General features: G+C 67.3%; 14 protein-coding genes. 8 read left to right on the top strand and 6 right to left on the bottom strand.

The features are described 5' to 3' along the window. Positions 1-260: 260 nt before the first annotated feature. Positions 261-686, bottom strand: a complete 426-nt coding sequence (locus CR105_RS17640; protein ID WP_099790540.1) for a hypothetical protein — start codon at positions 684-686, stop codon at positions 261-263. A 284-nt stretch (positions 687-970) separates the two neighbouring features. On the opposite strand from CR105_RS17640, the gene CR105_RS17635 reads away from it, so the two are divergent. Continuing rightward, positions 971-2,596, top strand: coding sequence for a response regulator (locus CR105_RS17635; RefSeq protein ID WP_099790538.1), 1,626 nt, complete (start codon positions 971-973; stop codon positions 2,594-2,596). Positions 2,597-2,633: 37 nt separating this feature from the next. On the opposite strand, the gene CR105_RS17630 is transcribed toward CR105_RS17635, so the two are convergent. Further along, positions 2,634-3,089, bottom strand: a complete 456-nt coding sequence (locus CR105_RS17630) for a hemerythrin domain-containing protein (RefSeq protein WP_099790536.1) — start codon at positions 3,087-3,089, stop codon at positions 2,634-2,636. A gap of 174 nt (positions 3,090-3,263) precedes the next feature. On the opposite strand from CR105_RS17630, the gene CR105_RS17625 reads away from it, so the two are divergent. After that, positions 3,264-3,971, top strand: a complete 708-nt coding sequence (locus CR105_RS17625; RefSeq protein ID WP_099790535.1) for a sensor histidine kinase — start codon at positions 3,264-3,266, stop codon at positions 3,969-3,971. On the opposite strand, the gene CR105_RS17620 is transcribed toward CR105_RS17625, so the two are convergent. The 4 genes from CR105_RS17620 to CR105_RS17605 form a co-directional block, all read right to left on the bottom strand. Continuing rightward, positions 3,968-5,266, bottom strand: coding sequence for an NAD(P)/FAD-dependent oxidoreductase (locus CR105_RS17620; RefSeq protein WP_099790533.1), 1,299 nt, complete (start codon positions 5,264-5,266; stop codon positions 3,968-3,970). The genes CR105_RS17625 and CR105_RS17620 overlap by 4 nt on opposite strands. A gap of 94 nt (positions 5,267-5,360) precedes the next feature. Next, positions 5,361-5,846, bottom strand: coding sequence for a hypothetical protein (locus tag CR105_RS17615; protein ID WP_099790531.1), 486 nt, complete (start codon positions 5,844-5,846; stop codon positions 5,361-5,363). Positions 5,847-5,945: 99 nt separating this feature from the next. Next, positions 5,946-6,713, bottom strand: coding sequence for a LytR/AlgR family response regulator transcription factor (locus tag CR105_RS17610; RefSeq protein ID WP_099790529.1), 768 nt, complete (start codon positions 6,711-6,713; stop codon positions 5,946-5,948). Continuing rightward, entirely contained in the window at positions 6,706-7,998 is a 1,293-nt protein-coding gene (locus CR105_RS17605) for a sensor histidine kinase (RefSeq protein ID WP_099790527.1), read from the bottom strand. Before CR105_RS17605 ends, CR105_RS17610 begins: the two co-directional genes overlap by 8 nt. Positions 7,999-8,248: 250 nt before the next feature. Here CR105_RS17605 and CR105_RS17600 point away from each other — a divergent pair, with 250 nt between their 5' ends. The 6 genes from CR105_RS17600 to rhlE1 all read left to right on the top strand — a co-directional run bounded on the left by CR105_RS17600 (position 8,249) and on the right by rhlE1 (position 14,337). After that, positions 8,249-8,797 carry a DUF4402 domain-containing protein gene (locus tag CR105_RS17600; RefSeq protein ID WP_099790525.1) on the top strand — a complete coding sequence of 183 codons (549 nt, stop codon included), beginning with the start codon at positions 8,249-8,251 and terminating at the stop codon, positions 8,795-8,797. Positions 8,798-8,841: 44 nt separating this feature from the next. Continuing rightward, positions 8,842-9,312 (top strand): DUF4402 domain-containing protein, encoded by a 471-nt coding sequence (locus CR105_RS17595; RefSeq protein WP_099790523.1) that lies wholly within the window; start codon positions 8,842-8,844, stop codon positions 9,310-9,312. Between the two features lie 16 nt (positions 9,313-9,328). Then, positions 9,329-10,177, top strand: coding sequence for a fimbrial biogenesis chaperone (locus CR105_RS17590; RefSeq protein WP_099790521.1), 849 nt, complete (start codon positions 9,329-9,331; stop codon positions 10,175-10,177). 13 nt (positions 10,178-10,190) lie between these two features. Beyond that, complete coding sequence (locus CR105_RS17585; RefSeq protein WP_099790519.1) at positions 10,191-12,809, top strand: carboxypeptidase-like regulatory domain-containing protein; 2,619 nt, start codon at positions 10,191-10,193, stop codon at positions 12,807-12,809. A 57-nt stretch (positions 12,810-12,866) separates the two neighbouring features. Next, complete coding sequence (locus CR105_RS28405) at positions 12,867-13,007, top strand: hypothetical protein (protein WP_180288229.1); 141 nt, start codon at positions 12,867-12,869, stop codon at positions 13,005-13,007. Positions 13,008-13,089: 82 nt separating this feature from the next. Next, on the top strand, positions 13,090-14,337 hold the full coding sequence (gene rhlE1, locus CR105_RS17580) for an RNA helicase RhlE1 (protein WP_099790559.1): 1,248 nt from the start codon (positions 13,090-13,092) through the stop codon (positions 14,335-14,337). The last annotated feature ends 280 nt before the right edge of the window (positions 14,338-14,617 follow it).

Genomic DNA, 14,617 nt, shown 5'->3' with positions numbered 1-14,617 from the left:
ATTGACCACAAGAGCTTCGCGGTTTCGTGCCCGCTCGCCCTGCAAAGCAGCGCCTTGTATCCGATTCTTGTTCATCGGCTCGCAGTTTCGCTCCACGCTTCCTCCCCACAGTCGGTCGCCCTTCCGCAGTTGCGCTTCGCTTCGCTCGCTGTGGTCAGCTCGCGGCGGGACTTGCACCCGCAAGAGTGCGCCCATGCTGGGCGCACACGAAAAAAAAGCCAGCGATTAAGCTGGCTTTTTCAGTTGCACGGTCAAAACGATCAGGCCTTGGCGCCCTTGCCGGCCTTGCCGTCCTGCAGGTGGCTGTTCGCCTCGATGTTGCTCGCCGCCTGGTGATCCATCGCGGCATTGACTTTTTCCGGCGCCACCTCGATGCGAGTGATGCCGGCATCGACCGAAATCGGGTCGCTCGCCGGGAACGTCATCTCGACGGCGTCGTCGAGCAGCGTTTCCTTCGCTTTCTGCTCCTCGGTGTCGCCCTCGTAGTCGGCCATCGTCTTGATCGCGCAGGCCCACTTGACGAATTTCAGCTCGGCGAGCTCGGCGATGGTGTTGACGCCGAATGCCTGGCTCATGGTACGCGCGTCGGCCGCGCTGACGCCACGCATGGCGCTGATCGGCGCTTCGGCCAGTTCGCGGAAACACTTGGTCTTGAACTGGTCGTCAATAATCGATTCGATATTCATAATTGTCCTTTCAGGTTGGGAAGCCGGTTCCCGATTTGCACGGTCGAACTGGACACACCTCACTATGTCACAGCCTCCTTGCCGGGTATGTGCGCCAGCGAACAATCAAAACAGATAGCCGTCCGGATGGATTTTGACACCGGGGAAACCGGTTGATATCATAGTTGAGTCCGTGTTTTGCTACATGGTTCCAACGTGCGTGCGGGAAATACCTTTTCTGCTATTCTCTGTTTTGGGCAGCAAAGACGCTCAAAACTACCTAGACCCAGTAGCGCAGGAACGACGTGCCTAAATCAGAAAAACCAAAAATTCTCGTCGTAAACGACGACGCGGCAAGCCTGCTGGCACTGACCAGTCTGCTTGACCTGTGGGCAGAAGAGACCAACTACGAAGTGATGGCGGCGCGCTCCGGTCAGGATGCGCTGCGCCAGGTGCTGCTGCACGATTTCGCTGTCATTTTGCTCGACGTTAACATGCCCGGCATGGACGGCTTCGAGACAGCCGAGGCGATCCACCAGCGCGTGCGCTCGGCCGACATCCCGATCATCTTCGTCACCGCCTTCCTGGCCGACGAGATCGACCGCCTGAAAGCGTATCAGCGCGGCGCCGCCGACTTCCTGTTCACCCCCGTGATTCCACAGATCCTGCACGCCAAGGTGTCGGTGTTTGTCGCGCTGGCGGTGAAGAACGAAGAACTCAAGCGCCAGGCCCAGAAGCTGAGCCAGCGCACCACCGAACTGACAGCGACCAACAAGCGCCTGACGCGCGAGATGGAAGAGCGTCAGGCGGCCGAGCGCAAAAATCACGCGAAGGATGAATTTCTCGCCATGCTCGGCCATGAACTGCGCAATCCGCTGTCGGCCATCAGCAGCGCCGCGTCGCTGATCGGGCTAAACGGCGCCGGCGCGGAGACGGTCGGCCGCGCCAAGGCCATCATCCAGCGCCAGAGCCAGCACCTGTCGCGCATCGTCGACGACCTGCTCGACCTGTCGCGCGCGATGTCGGGCAAGATTTTGCTGTCGCGCCAGCCGCTGGAAGTGGCGGCGCTGGTCAACGCCTGCCTCGACACCTTCAAGGCCACCGGACGCACCGGCAGCTACCAGATCAACGTCGACCTGGCCACCGGCTGGGTCGATGGCGACCCGACCCGCCTCGAACAGATCGCCACCAACCTGATCGACAACGCACTGAAATACACGCCGCCGGGCGGCAAGATCGACATCGGCGTGTCCCACGACGACGACAGCGACGAAGTGCTGCTGACGGTGCGCGACACCGGCGTCGGCATCGCCGAGGACCTGTTGCCGCATGTGTTCGATGTGTTCGTGCAGGGCAGCATCTCGATCGACCGCTCGCAAGGCGGGCTCGGCATCGGCCTGTCGCTGGTGCGCCGGCTGGTCGAACTGCATGGCGGCAGCGTCACCGCGCAAAGCGCCGGCACCAGCCTGGGCAGCACCTTCATCATCCGCCTGCCGCGCACCCACGCCGGCATGTCGGACGCGCCGCCGGCGGCAAGCGGCATCGACAGCAGCAAGCCGACCGTGCTGCTCATCGAGGACAACGAAGACGGCCGCGAGATGATGGCGACCATGCTGGGCGTCTACGGCTATTCGGTGCAGCAGGCCGCTGACGGCTTGCAGGGCGTGCAGATGGCGCACGCCGGCAGGCCGGACGTGGCGTTGGTGGACATTGGATTGCCGGGCATCGACGGCTATGAAGTGGCGCGCCGCCTGCGCCAGGATGCCACCACCCGGGGCATCAAGCTGATCGCCCTGACCGGGTATGGCCTGGCCGAAGACCAGCGCCGCGTACTCGATGCAGGTTTCGACATGCACCTGGTCAAACCGGTCGACATCAACAACTTGCTCGACGCAATTTGCAACGCCACCCAGGCGGTGGCGTTGAAATAGATCCGCAGGCGGGTGCGTACGCGCCCGCTGCGTTCGCTTACATCGCGGCAGCCAGTTCGTCCTTGCGCATCGCCATTTCGCTGCCCAGTGCGGCCATGTCGAGGCCGGCTTTCTTGGCGATCGGGAACATCTCGCCCTCTTCTTCCTTGACGTGGTGCTCGATCTGTTCGCCCAGCACTTTCACCTTGGCGTCATACAGGTCGTCTTCCGGATCGGCTTCCTGCAACTGGGCGATGAGGTCCTTGGCACCGGCGTGCTCGACCAGCGCTTCGTCCAGCAGGTCGGCCGCTTCCTTGCTCTTCTCGCGCAGTGCCGGGTAAAAGATCTCTTCCTCGATCGCCGCGTGCAAGGTCAGCGCGGTGCAGATCTGGTCGGCGAGCTTTTTCTTCGACGCCTTGGCGCGGTCGCCCAAGCCTTCGTACTGCTCGAACATGGTCGCCACTTCGCGGTGATCGGCTGTCAGCATGGAAATTGCGTCGGTTTGCTTGCTCATGTGGTGCTCCCGTATGGTTTAAATTGAAATTGTGGCGAAATGCCAAGACTCAATCATGGGGGCGAAATTGCCGCTAGTCCGTACGGCACTTCACACTGGCGCCAGCGCGGCTGACCATGCGCCATCGCCGCGCAAGCTGTTGTATGATCTGGGAAACTTTTACGGGTCTGCTCCATGAACGCACCGGCACCGCACTCTACCGAATTGCCCGCCGACGGCCCGGCCGACGCGCGCAGTGCCGACCTGTCCGAGCTGCTGGGCCACGTCACCACCAGCTGGGACGACCAGCGCCGCCTGCTGGCGCGCCAGCTGCACGACAGCCTGGGCTCGTCGATGACGGCGCTGACGATGCACCTGGCGCTGCTGACGCAGCAACTGCCGGCCGACAAGGCGCTGCTCGAGCGCAGCGCGCAGATGAAACAGCTGCTGGCCAACATCATCAACACCAATCGCGAGATGCAGCTGTCTCTGTGGAACGACAAGCTCGAGTTCCTCGGCATCCAGGCCGCCATCGCCGAACTGGTCGACGAATTTCGCCAGCAGCACCGGCTCGTCGCGCGCATCAGCCTGCCGGAGCACGAGGTGGCCTACCCGCGCCTGCAGGCGGTGGCGCTGCTGCGCTGCGTCGAAGAGGGCCTGCGCAACATCGCCGCCCACGCCGGCGCCTCGGAAGTGGACGTCATCCTCGACGACGACGGCGACCAGGCGATGCTGACGGTGCGCGACAACGGCGTCGGCATTGGCGCGGCGCCACCGACGCCCGAGCGCCACGGCTTGCGCACGCTGCGCGAACGGGCCCTCTACCTGGGCGGCACCTTCCGCGTGGCGCCGGCCCAGCCGGGCACCACGCTGACCTTGATCCTGCCGCGCGCCGGCCTCTAGTGCAACTTGACCTGCGGCGTGGTGCGGCGGATCAGGAAGCGCGCCAGCGCCAGCACGCCGGTGCGCATGGTGCCAAGCACCGCACGGTGATGCAGCAGGTGCAGGCTCAGGTACATCATGCGGGCAAAGAAGCCCTCGACGAACCAGTTAAATCCCCGTAACGCCCCCATCAGGCTGCCGACCGACGTCCTGCTGCCCATCGAGACGAGCGAACCGTAATCGGTGTAGGCATAGCCGAGCTGCTGTGGCGCCTTGCCGGCCGCTTGCCGCACAAACGTTTCGAGCAGGAAGTCGGCCTGCTGGTGCGCCGACTGGGCGCGCGGCGGCACCGGCTTGCCGTTGCGGTCGATGCAGGCGGCGCAGTCGCCCATCGCGTAGATGTACTCGCTGCCCTTGACGCGCAGGAAGGCGTCGACCTCGAGCTGGCCGCCGCGGTTGGTGGCCAGCCCCAGCGTCGACAGCAGCTGCGGCGCGCGGATGCCGGCCGCCCACACGCACAGGTCGGCCGGATAGATGCGGCCGGCGTTGTCGGTGACCTTGTCGGCCTCGATCGCGGTGACCCGGCAGTCGGTGACGACCTTGATGGCGCGCTGTTCGAGCAAGGTCAGGGCCGCGGCGGCGACCCGTTCCGGCAGCGGCGCCAGGATGCGCGGCGCCCCTTCGAGCAAGGTGATGTGAATGTCGCGCAGGCCGACCAGGTGCCGGAAGCCGTAGCTGGCGTAGACGCCGCTGGCCTCGCGCAGTTCGGCGGCCAGCTCGACGCCGGTGGCGCCGCCGCCGATGATGACGATGTCGACCGCCGCCGGCTTGCCTTCGCTCATGTCCTGCTCTGCACCGGCCAGCAGGCGCAGCAGGCGCAGGCGAAAGCGCTCGGCGTCTTCGGTGGCGTTCAGCGAGATCGTGTGCTGCTCGGCGCCGGGCACGCCGAAATAGTTCGAGGTGCTGCCGACGGCGATCACCAGCGAGGTGAAACCGATGCCGCGTTCGGGCAGCACTTCTTCGCCGTCGGCGGTGCTGACGGCGCCGATCCGCAGGCGGCGCTGGCCGGCGTCGAGCGAGAGCAGCGGGCCGTAGGCGAAGGTGAAGCCGTTGTCGTGCGCCAGCATCTGGTACGACAGGCCTTCCTGGTGAATGTCGAGGGTGCCGGCGGCCACTTCGTGCAGCGACGGCTTCCAGATGTGATACAGGCGGCTGTCGACCAGCATCACCTTCGACGGCCCCAGCTTGCGGCCCAGTTTGCAGGCCAGTTCCAGCCCGCCCGCGCCGCCACCCACCACCACGATTTCGCTACGCAATCGATTCTCCCGTAAAACAAAAATGGCGTGTTCGACTGTTGTCGAACACGCCATAGTCTACTATGCGGCGGCAATCAGCGTGCGCGCCGCACCATCAGTGCTTGTCGTGGCCCTTGCCGTGACCTTTGTCCTGCTTGTCGTGCTTGTCGTGGCCTTTGCCGTGGCCGCGGTCGTCGCCACGGTGGTCGCGGCGGTCGTCGCGACGGTCATCGCGGCGTTCGTCGCGGTAGGCGGCGCGCTTGTCCGCACGGCCATGCTGCTCGCGGTAGCGCGGCGCGTAGGTGTTGTTGTACCAGCTATCCTGCACGAAGAACACTTGCTGGTTGCAAGCGTTGTACTTGCGGCAGTTTTTCGACCAGTGCTTGCGGTGGCCTTCCGGCACGCGCAGGTAGACCGGCTGGCCGTAGCGCGCCTGGCGCTCGACGATGACGGGCTCGTTGAAATACACCCGCGGCTGCGAATAGCCGCCGGTGTCGAGGCGGCCGTAGAAATTCGGCTCGCCGATCGTGATGGTGACGTTCTGGGCCAGCGCGGGGGCGGCGGCGGCAAATATGGTGGCGGCAATAATCAGGCTTTTCATGGGAACCTCTTCTGTTTGTCAGGCACATGCCCGGGATTGACACTGAGTTTACCATTTGCAACTTCAAAGTCTGTTCGCTAGGACACCTACTTACATCTCTTACATGTTGCGGAAAAGCGCCATGAACGGCTGGCTCACCGCCAGCGTTTCCGGCCGGTTCTTCAGCCGCACCACGCCGCGCCCCATCTCGTCGCGCGAAATCGACGCGATCGCCTTCAGGTTGACGATGGTGGAGCGGTGGATCTGCTTGAACACCGCCGGGTCGAGCACCTCGAGCAGGTCGCGGATCGGTTTGCGCAGCAGCGCCTCGCCCTCGGCCGTCATCACCACCGTGTACTTGGTGTCGGACTGGAAGTAGGCGATGTCGTCGACCATGATCAGGCGCGTGTCGGCGCCGGCGCTGGCGGTGAGCCACACCAGCGGCGGCGCGCGTCCTGCCTGCGCCGCGCCGCCGAGCTGGCGCAGCATCGCCGCCAGCGCCTGCGCATCGGCGCCGGCGCCGGCGGCGCGCGCCTTCAGGCGCCGCACGGTGGCGGCCAGCCGGTCGGGCGCGACCGGCTTTTGCAGGTAGTCGACGGCGCCGCGCTCGAACGCATCGATCGCGTACTGGTCGTAGGCGGTGACGAACACCACCTGGGTGCGCGGGCTGCAGTCGGCCAGCGCGGCCGCCACTTCGAGGCCCGACAGGCCAGGCATGCGGATGTCGAGAAAGGCGACGTCGGGCTGGTGCGCGGCGATCGCTTCGAGCGCGGCGGCGCCGTCTTCGCACGCGGCCGCCACTGCCAGCTCGGGCCAGGCCGCCGCCAGCAGGTCGACCAGCGCGTCGCGCAGCAGCGTTTCGTCTTCGGCAATGACGCAGTTAGCCATGGCGCACTCCGACGGCGGCGGTGGCGGTGCCGAGCGTGCCGAGTGTGCCGAGTGTGCTATTAGGCACGGTGATCGTGGCGGCGACCCCGGCCGGGAAGTTGGCGACGATGGTGAAGCCGGCCGCGGCGCCGTACGCCAGGCGCAGGCGTTCCTTGACGTTGCGCAGGCCAATGCCGGTGCCGCCGCCTTCGGCCGAAAAACCGCGGCCGTCGTCGGCCACCGTCACCGCGATCGAACTGTCGAGGCTGCGCGCCAGGATCCACACGGTGCCGCCGCCCGACTGCGGCTCGAGCCCGTGCTTGATGGCGTTTTCGACCAGGGTCTGCAGCATCATGGTCGGAAACAGCACCGCGCGCAGCGGCTCGGGCACGTCGATCTGCAGGTGCAATCGCGCGCCCATGCGGATTTTCAGGATGTCGAGGTAGGCGCGGGCCCGCTCGAGTTCTTCGCCGACGGTCGACAGCGCGTCCTCGGTGCGCGGCAGCGAATAGCGCAGATAGGTGATCAGGTTGCCCAGCATTTCGTCGGCGCGCGCCGCATCAGTGCGCGTCAAGAGCTGGGCGCTGGCCAGCGTGTTGTACAGGAAGTGCGGCTCGACCTGCGCATGCAGCAGGCTCAGCTTGGCCACCGTCAGCTCCTTTTCGGTCGCGCTCTGGCGCGCCGTTGCCTGCTCGGTGCGGCGCCGCTCGGCCACCCGGCGCGCGATCGCGCGGCCCAGCGCCTCGGCGTTCTCCAGGTTGGTGCCGTAGTCGATGAAGAACCAGTCGGTCCAGCCGGCGCGCTCCGGTTCGCAGATCAAGGTCACGCTGCCGGCCTCGCCGTTTGGCGTCACCGTCGCCAGCACCTGGTTGCGCAGCGCGTTCATGGCGGCTACCGGCTTCCACGCCACCGTGTCGCCCGGGTAGGGATTGACGCGTTCGATGCGCCCGCGCACCTGCAGGCTGTCGCGCGCCGCTTCGACGTCGTGCACGCCGGGCAGCTCGCGGATGGCGGCGTCGACCAGGTCGAACGCTTCGCCCGCCTCGAGCGGAATTTCGACCTGGCGGCGCTGCCGGCGCGACAGGCTGGCCGCGTCGACGCCGCCGGCGATCAGGCGCACGCGGCGCACGTGCGAAAAGGCGCCAGTGATGGTGATGGCCGCAAGCACGAAGCCGCCCAGCACCATCAGGCCCTCGCCGCCGTTGCGGCCGCGGAAGAATATCTCGTGCACGGTGATGCAGAACACGATGTAGACCGCCAGCCAGGCGACAGTCAGGCGCAGAACAAAAAACAAGCTCGAAATCATGGTGGTTCCTGGGTCAGTGGGCTTGCTCGAAACAATAGCAATTGGCCCCGTTGTCGCCACGCATTATCCGACGGAACCGGGTCGCCCGGAGACGAAATGGGCCGAAATGGCGATAAGCGCGCCCTACCAGGCGCCGATTACGAAACCAAACTAAATACTGATAAGCAACAAAGTGCCGTACGGCAATCGGTTGCACACTTAAGACTCGAAAACGGCAACCGCCCTTTCCCCAACTGAGGAGTTACTACCGATGAAGCATAGCGCCCCATTCCAGCCACGCCGCCTTACCCTCGCCCTGGCCTGCGCCTGCGCGCTGGGCGCCGCCAGCATCGGCGGCAGCGCCATTGCCGCGACCACGTCGGCCACCGCCACCACCACCGTGGTGTCGCCAATTGCCATCAGCAAGGTGGCCGACCTGGCCTTCGGCAGCATCGCGTCAAGCGGCACCGCCGGCACCGTTGCGGTCAACACCAACGGCACCCGCAGCGTCACCGGCGGCGTCACCGCTGCCGGCGGCACCCCGACCGCGGCCAGGTTCGACATCACCGGCCAGGCCACGATGGTCTACACCATCACGTACGACACCGGCGTGACCCTGACCGGCCCTGGCACGGCGATGGCGCTGACCCAGGTCAGCGACGTCAGCGGCGCCGGCGGCGCCAGCGGCACCGTGGCCACCGGCACCCTCAGCGCCGGCGGCACCGAATCGCTGTACATCGGCGGCACCCTCGCCGTCGGCGCCAACCAGACGGCCGGCGCCTATACCGCCACCATCAACGCGACGGTGAACTACCAGTAGCGCCTTGACGCGCCCGCCACGGCGGGCGCAGTGGACCAGCATTGATGCCTGCAAAAAAAATTCAGGCCCTCCTGTTGCCGCTGCTGTTGTTGGCATTGCCAGTACAGACGGCTAACAAGGTCGGCGTTATCACTCCCACCCGCACTCTCGCGCTGGGCCGCTTCGTCGCGGCCGGCGGCGGGACCGTCGTCGTTAGCCCGGCCGGCGTGCGCAGCGGCAACGGCGCGGTGGTGCTGCTGTCCGGCGGCACCGTCAGCTCGGCCGCCTTTACCTTGAGCGAGAGCGGTACCGGCGAGTCGCTGGCCTGGACCAGCATCGCGCTGCCGGCCAGCGCCACCCTGACCGGCAGCGACGGCGCCAGCATGACGCTGACGAACTTCACCAGCACCCCCAGCGGCTCGTTTGCCGGCAGCACGCTCACCGTGCTGAGCGTTGGCGCCACACTCAACGTCGCCGCAAACCAGCGCGCCGGCAGCTATTCCGGCACCTTCGCCGTCACCGTCGATTACCAATAAATTCCAGGAGCCCCAGATGAACCTTGCCCCGCTACTGTCCGCGCGCCTCGCCGGCGCCTTGCTCGTCACGCTGTCGCTGCTCGCGCCGCTGGCGCGGGCCGACCTGATGCTGTTCCCGACCCGCGTCGTGTTCGAAAAGAACCAGCGTAGCACCCAGGTCGACCTGGTCAACAACGGCGGCGAAGCGGCCACCTATCGCATCAGCCTGGTCAACCGGCGCATGAACGACAGCGGCGAACTGAAACCGGTCGATGCCCCGGCCGCCGGTGAACTGTTCGCCGCCGACATGGTGCAGTTCTCGCCGCGCCAGATCACCTTGCAGCCGGGCACCAGCCAGACGGTGCGCGTGATGATCCGCAAGCCGGCCGACCTGGCGCCCGGCGAATACCGCTCGCACCTGCAGTTCCAGCGCATGCCCGACCCGAAGGGCGCCAGCAGCGTCGAGGCCAAGGCAGGCGACAGCAAGGAAATCGGTATCTTCCTCAACGCGCTGGTCGGCGCCTCGATTCCCGTCATCGTCCGGCACGACGACACCAGCGCCGCCGTGGCGCTGTCGCGCCTCGAACTGAAAAAGGGCGAGGCCGGCGCCAGGCCGATGCTGGCCTTTCAGTTCGAGCGCAGCGGCAGCCGCTCGGTCTACGGCGACCTCGAGGTCCACTTCACCCCGCAAGGCGGCGCCGCCCAGGTGGTCGGGCGCGCCGTCGGCGTGGCCGTCTACACGCCCAACACGGTGCGCTTGGCCAGCTTGCCGCTGCAGGCGCCGGCCGGCACGGCACTGGCGCGCGGCACGCTGCGCGCCAGCTACCGCGAGCGCCCCGAAGCGGGCGGCGCGCTGCTGGCCGAAAGCACGCTGGTGCTGCCATGACGTACGCCGGCATGTGATCGCCGCCCGCCGCCGGCTCTCTGGCCTGGCGCTCGCCGCGCTGTGCGCGCTGCTGCCCGCGCCGGCGAGCGCGGCGCCGCCGGACGACGCGTCGAACCTGCTGCTGCTCGAAGTGCGGCTGAACGGGCACTTGCTGTCGGACTCGATCAGCGCCTACCAGTTCGGCGACGACGTCTTCCTGCCGCTGGGAGAGTTGTCCAAGCTGCTCACCATTGCCATTCGCACCCAGCCGGGCGAAGGCCGCGCCAGCGGCTACATCCTCGACGAGCAGCGCGGCTTCAGCCTGAATGTCGGCGCCGCCGAAGCGACGCTGAACCACCAGCGTGAGGTGCTCGACCCGGCCCAGCTGCGCCTGCGCGCCGACGACATCTATGTCGCCAGCGCGCTGCTGTCGCGCTGGCTGCCGGCCGGCCTGCAGGTCGACCTGCCGAGCCTGACGCTGCGCGTGCAGCCGCGCGAAAAGCTGCCGTTGCAGGCCAGGCTCGAACGCGGCAGCAACCGCATGCGCGCCGGCGCCGCCGGCGGCTATGTCGAGCCGGGTTATCCGCGCGCGCCCACGCCCTACCGCATGCTGTCGGCGCCGTCCATCGACCAGACCGTCGGCGTCGACGTGCGGCGCGACGGCGGCAGCCGGGGCAGCCTCGGCCAGGCCGCCTACACCGCCTACCTGACGGCCGACCTGCTCGGCCTCGAGGCGCGGCTGTTTGCCAACCGCGTCTGGCCAGGCGGCGCCGCCGACCTGCGCTGGTCGCTCGGGCGCAACGACCCCGACGCCGGCCTGCTCGGCGCGCTGCACGCGCGCAGCGTGATGGTCGGCAGCGTCGCCGCGCCGGCGGTGCCGGGCATCGCCCAATCCGGCGCCGAGCAGCGCGGCGCCGCCATCAGCAACCGGCCGCTGAACCAGCCGACCAGCTTCGACCGCCACAGCCTGCAGGGACCGCTGCCGCCCGGCTGGGACGTCGAGCTGTACTTCAATGAGGCGCTGGTCGCATTCCAGCAGTCGCGCGCCGACGGCAGGTACAGCTTCGACGACCTGCCGCTGGTGTACGGGGTCAACGAGTTCCGCCTGGTGTTCCACGGCCCGCTCGGCCAGCTGCGCATCGAGCGCCAGTTCTTTTTGCTGGAGCAGTCGATGCTGGCGCCGGGCCACGGCTACTACAGCCTGACGGCGCAGCGCGACGAGCGCGGGCGCCGCCGCCAGCTCGCCCAGTTCGGCTGGGCACTGGGCAAGCGTCTCAACGCCAGCGCCGGCCTGGTGCGCCTGACGCTGGGCGACACCGAGCGGCGCTACGTCAATGCCGGCCTGCGCGCCTACCTGCCGTCGCTGATCGTGGGCGCCGACATTGCCCGCGCCGACGACGGCGGTGCGCTGGCGCAGGCAGCCGTCAAGACGCGCTTGCTGGGCTGGTCGCTGGCGGCCAGCCGCGCCGTGACGCGCGACTTCGCCAGTGAGGCCTATGCGCCGTCGGCCGATCCGGTGCGCTTTCGCGACCAGCTCAGTTTTGACGGCGCGCTGCCGCTGCCGGCCTGGCTGCGCTTTCCCGTGTCGCTGCAGGCCAGGCGCGACGTACTGGCCTCGGACCGGCGCAACCTCGAACTGCTCGCCCGCATCGCCACCTACCAGTTCGGCACCGCCGTGAGCAATACGCTGCGCTGGCAGTCAGCCGGCGGCGCGCGCAGCGGCGACGGCGTCCTGCAAGTGAGCCGCCGCGTGGCCGGCATCGGCGTCAGTGGGCAGCTCAGCTACGCCGTGCGGCCGCTGGCCGCCGCCACCAGCCTGGCCATCGCCGCCGACAAGGTGCTCGCCGACGGCTACCTGCTCAACCTGGGCGTGGCCCGTACCGTCGCCGGCGGCGAGAACCGCTTTACCGCGGCGCTCAACAAAAGCCTCGGCAGCTTCGGCCTCGGCGTCAACGCCTTCTATTCGAACCGCGGCGGCTTCGGCGCCGGCGCCCAGCTGTTCGTCGCGCTCGGGCGCGAGCCGCGCCACGGCCGCTGGATCGCCGACGCCCAGCCGATGGCCGCCAGCGGCGCCGCCTCGCTGCGCGTCTTCCTCGACAAGAACCAGAACGGCGTGATGGACCGCGGCGACGAGCCGCTGCCCGGCGTCGGCTTCACCGTCAATGGCGGCGGCACCCTGGCGCGCACCGGCGCCGACGGCATCGCCTACCTGAACCGCCTGCCGGCGCGGCAGAACGTCGACATCGGCTTCGATGTCTCCACCCTCGACGATCCGCAGCTGGCCACGCGCCAGAAAGGTTACCGCATCGCCGCGCGCGCCGGCAAGGTCAGCGAGCTCGATTTCGCCGTCAGCATCACCGGCGAGATCGACGGCACCGCCTACCTGGCCGCCGAGGGCGGGCGCCGCGCCATCGGCGACCTCGAACTCGAGCTGCTCGACGCCGGCGCACAGGTGGCGGCGACAGCGAAAAGCGCCTCCGACGGCTACTTCGTCATCACCGGCGTGCTGCCCGGCACCTACACCCTGCGCGCGTCGCCGGCCCAGCTGGCGCGCCTGGGGCTGCGCTTGCGCGGCGCGCATGCCGTCACCATCGCCGCCGACGGCAAATTCGTCGACGGCCGCGAGCTGTACGTGCAGGCCAATCCGGACTAGCGCGCCGCTGCCGCTGCGAATTGGTTATGATGGCAACTGCCCTTATGGAGGATTTCCATGATTAAACAACCATCCGGCTGGACCGCCCTGGCCCTGTGCACCCTGCTGCTGGCCGGCTGCAAGGACAAGCACGAGCCGCTCAAGCCGACCGTCACCCCGCCAGCCGTGCAGGCGCTGGCGCTGGCGCCGGCAGTCTGACCCTGCCGCTGCGTTTTCCGCACTTGTCGGCGCGCGACAGGGTAGACTGTCGCCCGTCTCTTTTCAATTGCAGGTGCTGCCCATGTCGTTTGTCTCCCTCGGTCTGATCGATCCGCTCGTGCGCACGCTGGACGCGCTTGGTTACCAGACGCCGACCCCGGTCCAGGCCCAGGCCATCCCGGCCGTGCTGGCCGGACGCGACGTCATGGCCGCCGCCCAGACCGGCACCGGCAAGACCGCCGGCTTCGCGCTGCCGATCCTGCAGCGGCTGACGATGGAAGGCCAGGCGGCGCCGAACACGGTGCGCGCGCTGGTGCTGGTGCCGACCCGCGAGCTGGCCGAGCAGGTGCACCAGAGCTTTCTTGCCTACGGCGCCGGCCTGCCGCTGCGCACCCACGTCGCCTATGGCGGCGTCAGCATCAACCCGCAAATGATGAAGCTGCGCAAGGGCCTGGACCTGCTGGTGGCCACGCCCGGGCGCCTGCTCGACCTGTACCGCCAGAACGCCGTCAAGTTCGACCAGCTGCAAACGCTGGTGCTCGACGAGGCCGACCGCATGCTCGACCTGGGCTTTTCGCGCGAACTCGACGCCGTCTTCGCCGCCCTGCCCGCGCGCCGCCAGACGCTGCTGTTTTCCGCCACTTTTTCCGACGAGATCCGCGCGATGGCGGGCAAGCTGCTGCGCGACCCGCTGAGCATAGAAGTGAGCCCGCGCAACACGACCGTCAAGGCGATCGCCCAGTGGATCGTCCCGGTCGACAAGAAGCGCAAGCCCGAGCTGTTCATGCACCTGCTCAAGAAGAAGCGTTGGGGCCAGGTGCTGGTGTTCGTCAAGACGCGCAAGGGCGTCGACCAATTGGTCGAGACGCTCGAGGCGCACGGCGTGCCGGCCGATTCGATCCACGGCGACAAAGCGCAGCCGGCCCGCCAGCGAGCGCTCGAGCGCTTCAAGGCCGGCCACGCCAAGATCCTGGTCGCCACCGACGTCGCCGCGCGCGGCCTCGACATCGACGACCTGCCGCTGGTGGTCAACTTCGACCTGCCGATCGTGGCCGAAGACTACATCCACCGCACCGGCCGCACGGGCCGCGCCGGCGCCTCCGGCGAAGCCGTCTCGCTGGTATGCGCCGACGAAGTGGTGCAGCTGGTCGCGATCGAAGTGCTGACCGGCCAGACCCTCGAGCGCGTCGACGAAGCCGGCTTCGAGCCCGACCACCGCGTACCGGTCACCAACACGCGCGGCGAAGTGGTCAAGAAGCCGAAGAAACCGAAGAAGCCGAAGGGCGACGCCGCGGTGTCGCGGCTCGACGTGCGCTTCGCCAGGCGATAACTGCGCCGCTGCAGAACCGAGCCCAGGAAAATTGCTAAAAAATTGGGGTCACACCCGTTTTTAAAGCGGTGCAAAAAAAATTGGGGTCAGACCCGTTTTTAAAGCGGCGTTCGTACCATCCCGCCGGTTTTTAACCGGGTCTGACCCCATTTATTTTTTTGAGCCGTCTCCATGCGCAGCAGCCATTCACACCTAAAAAACAATTGGGGTCAGACCCGTTTGTTGAACGGCGTCCCGTCGTTCCGCCGTCATTTAAACGGGTCTGACCCCACTATATTTC

The organism is Massilia eurypsychrophila (assembly GCF_002760655.1).
GTDB lineage: Bacteria > Pseudomonadota > Gammaproteobacteria > Burkholderiales > Burkholderiaceae_D > JAFCUW01.
This window is presented reverse-complemented; position numbering and strand designations above follow the sequence as displayed.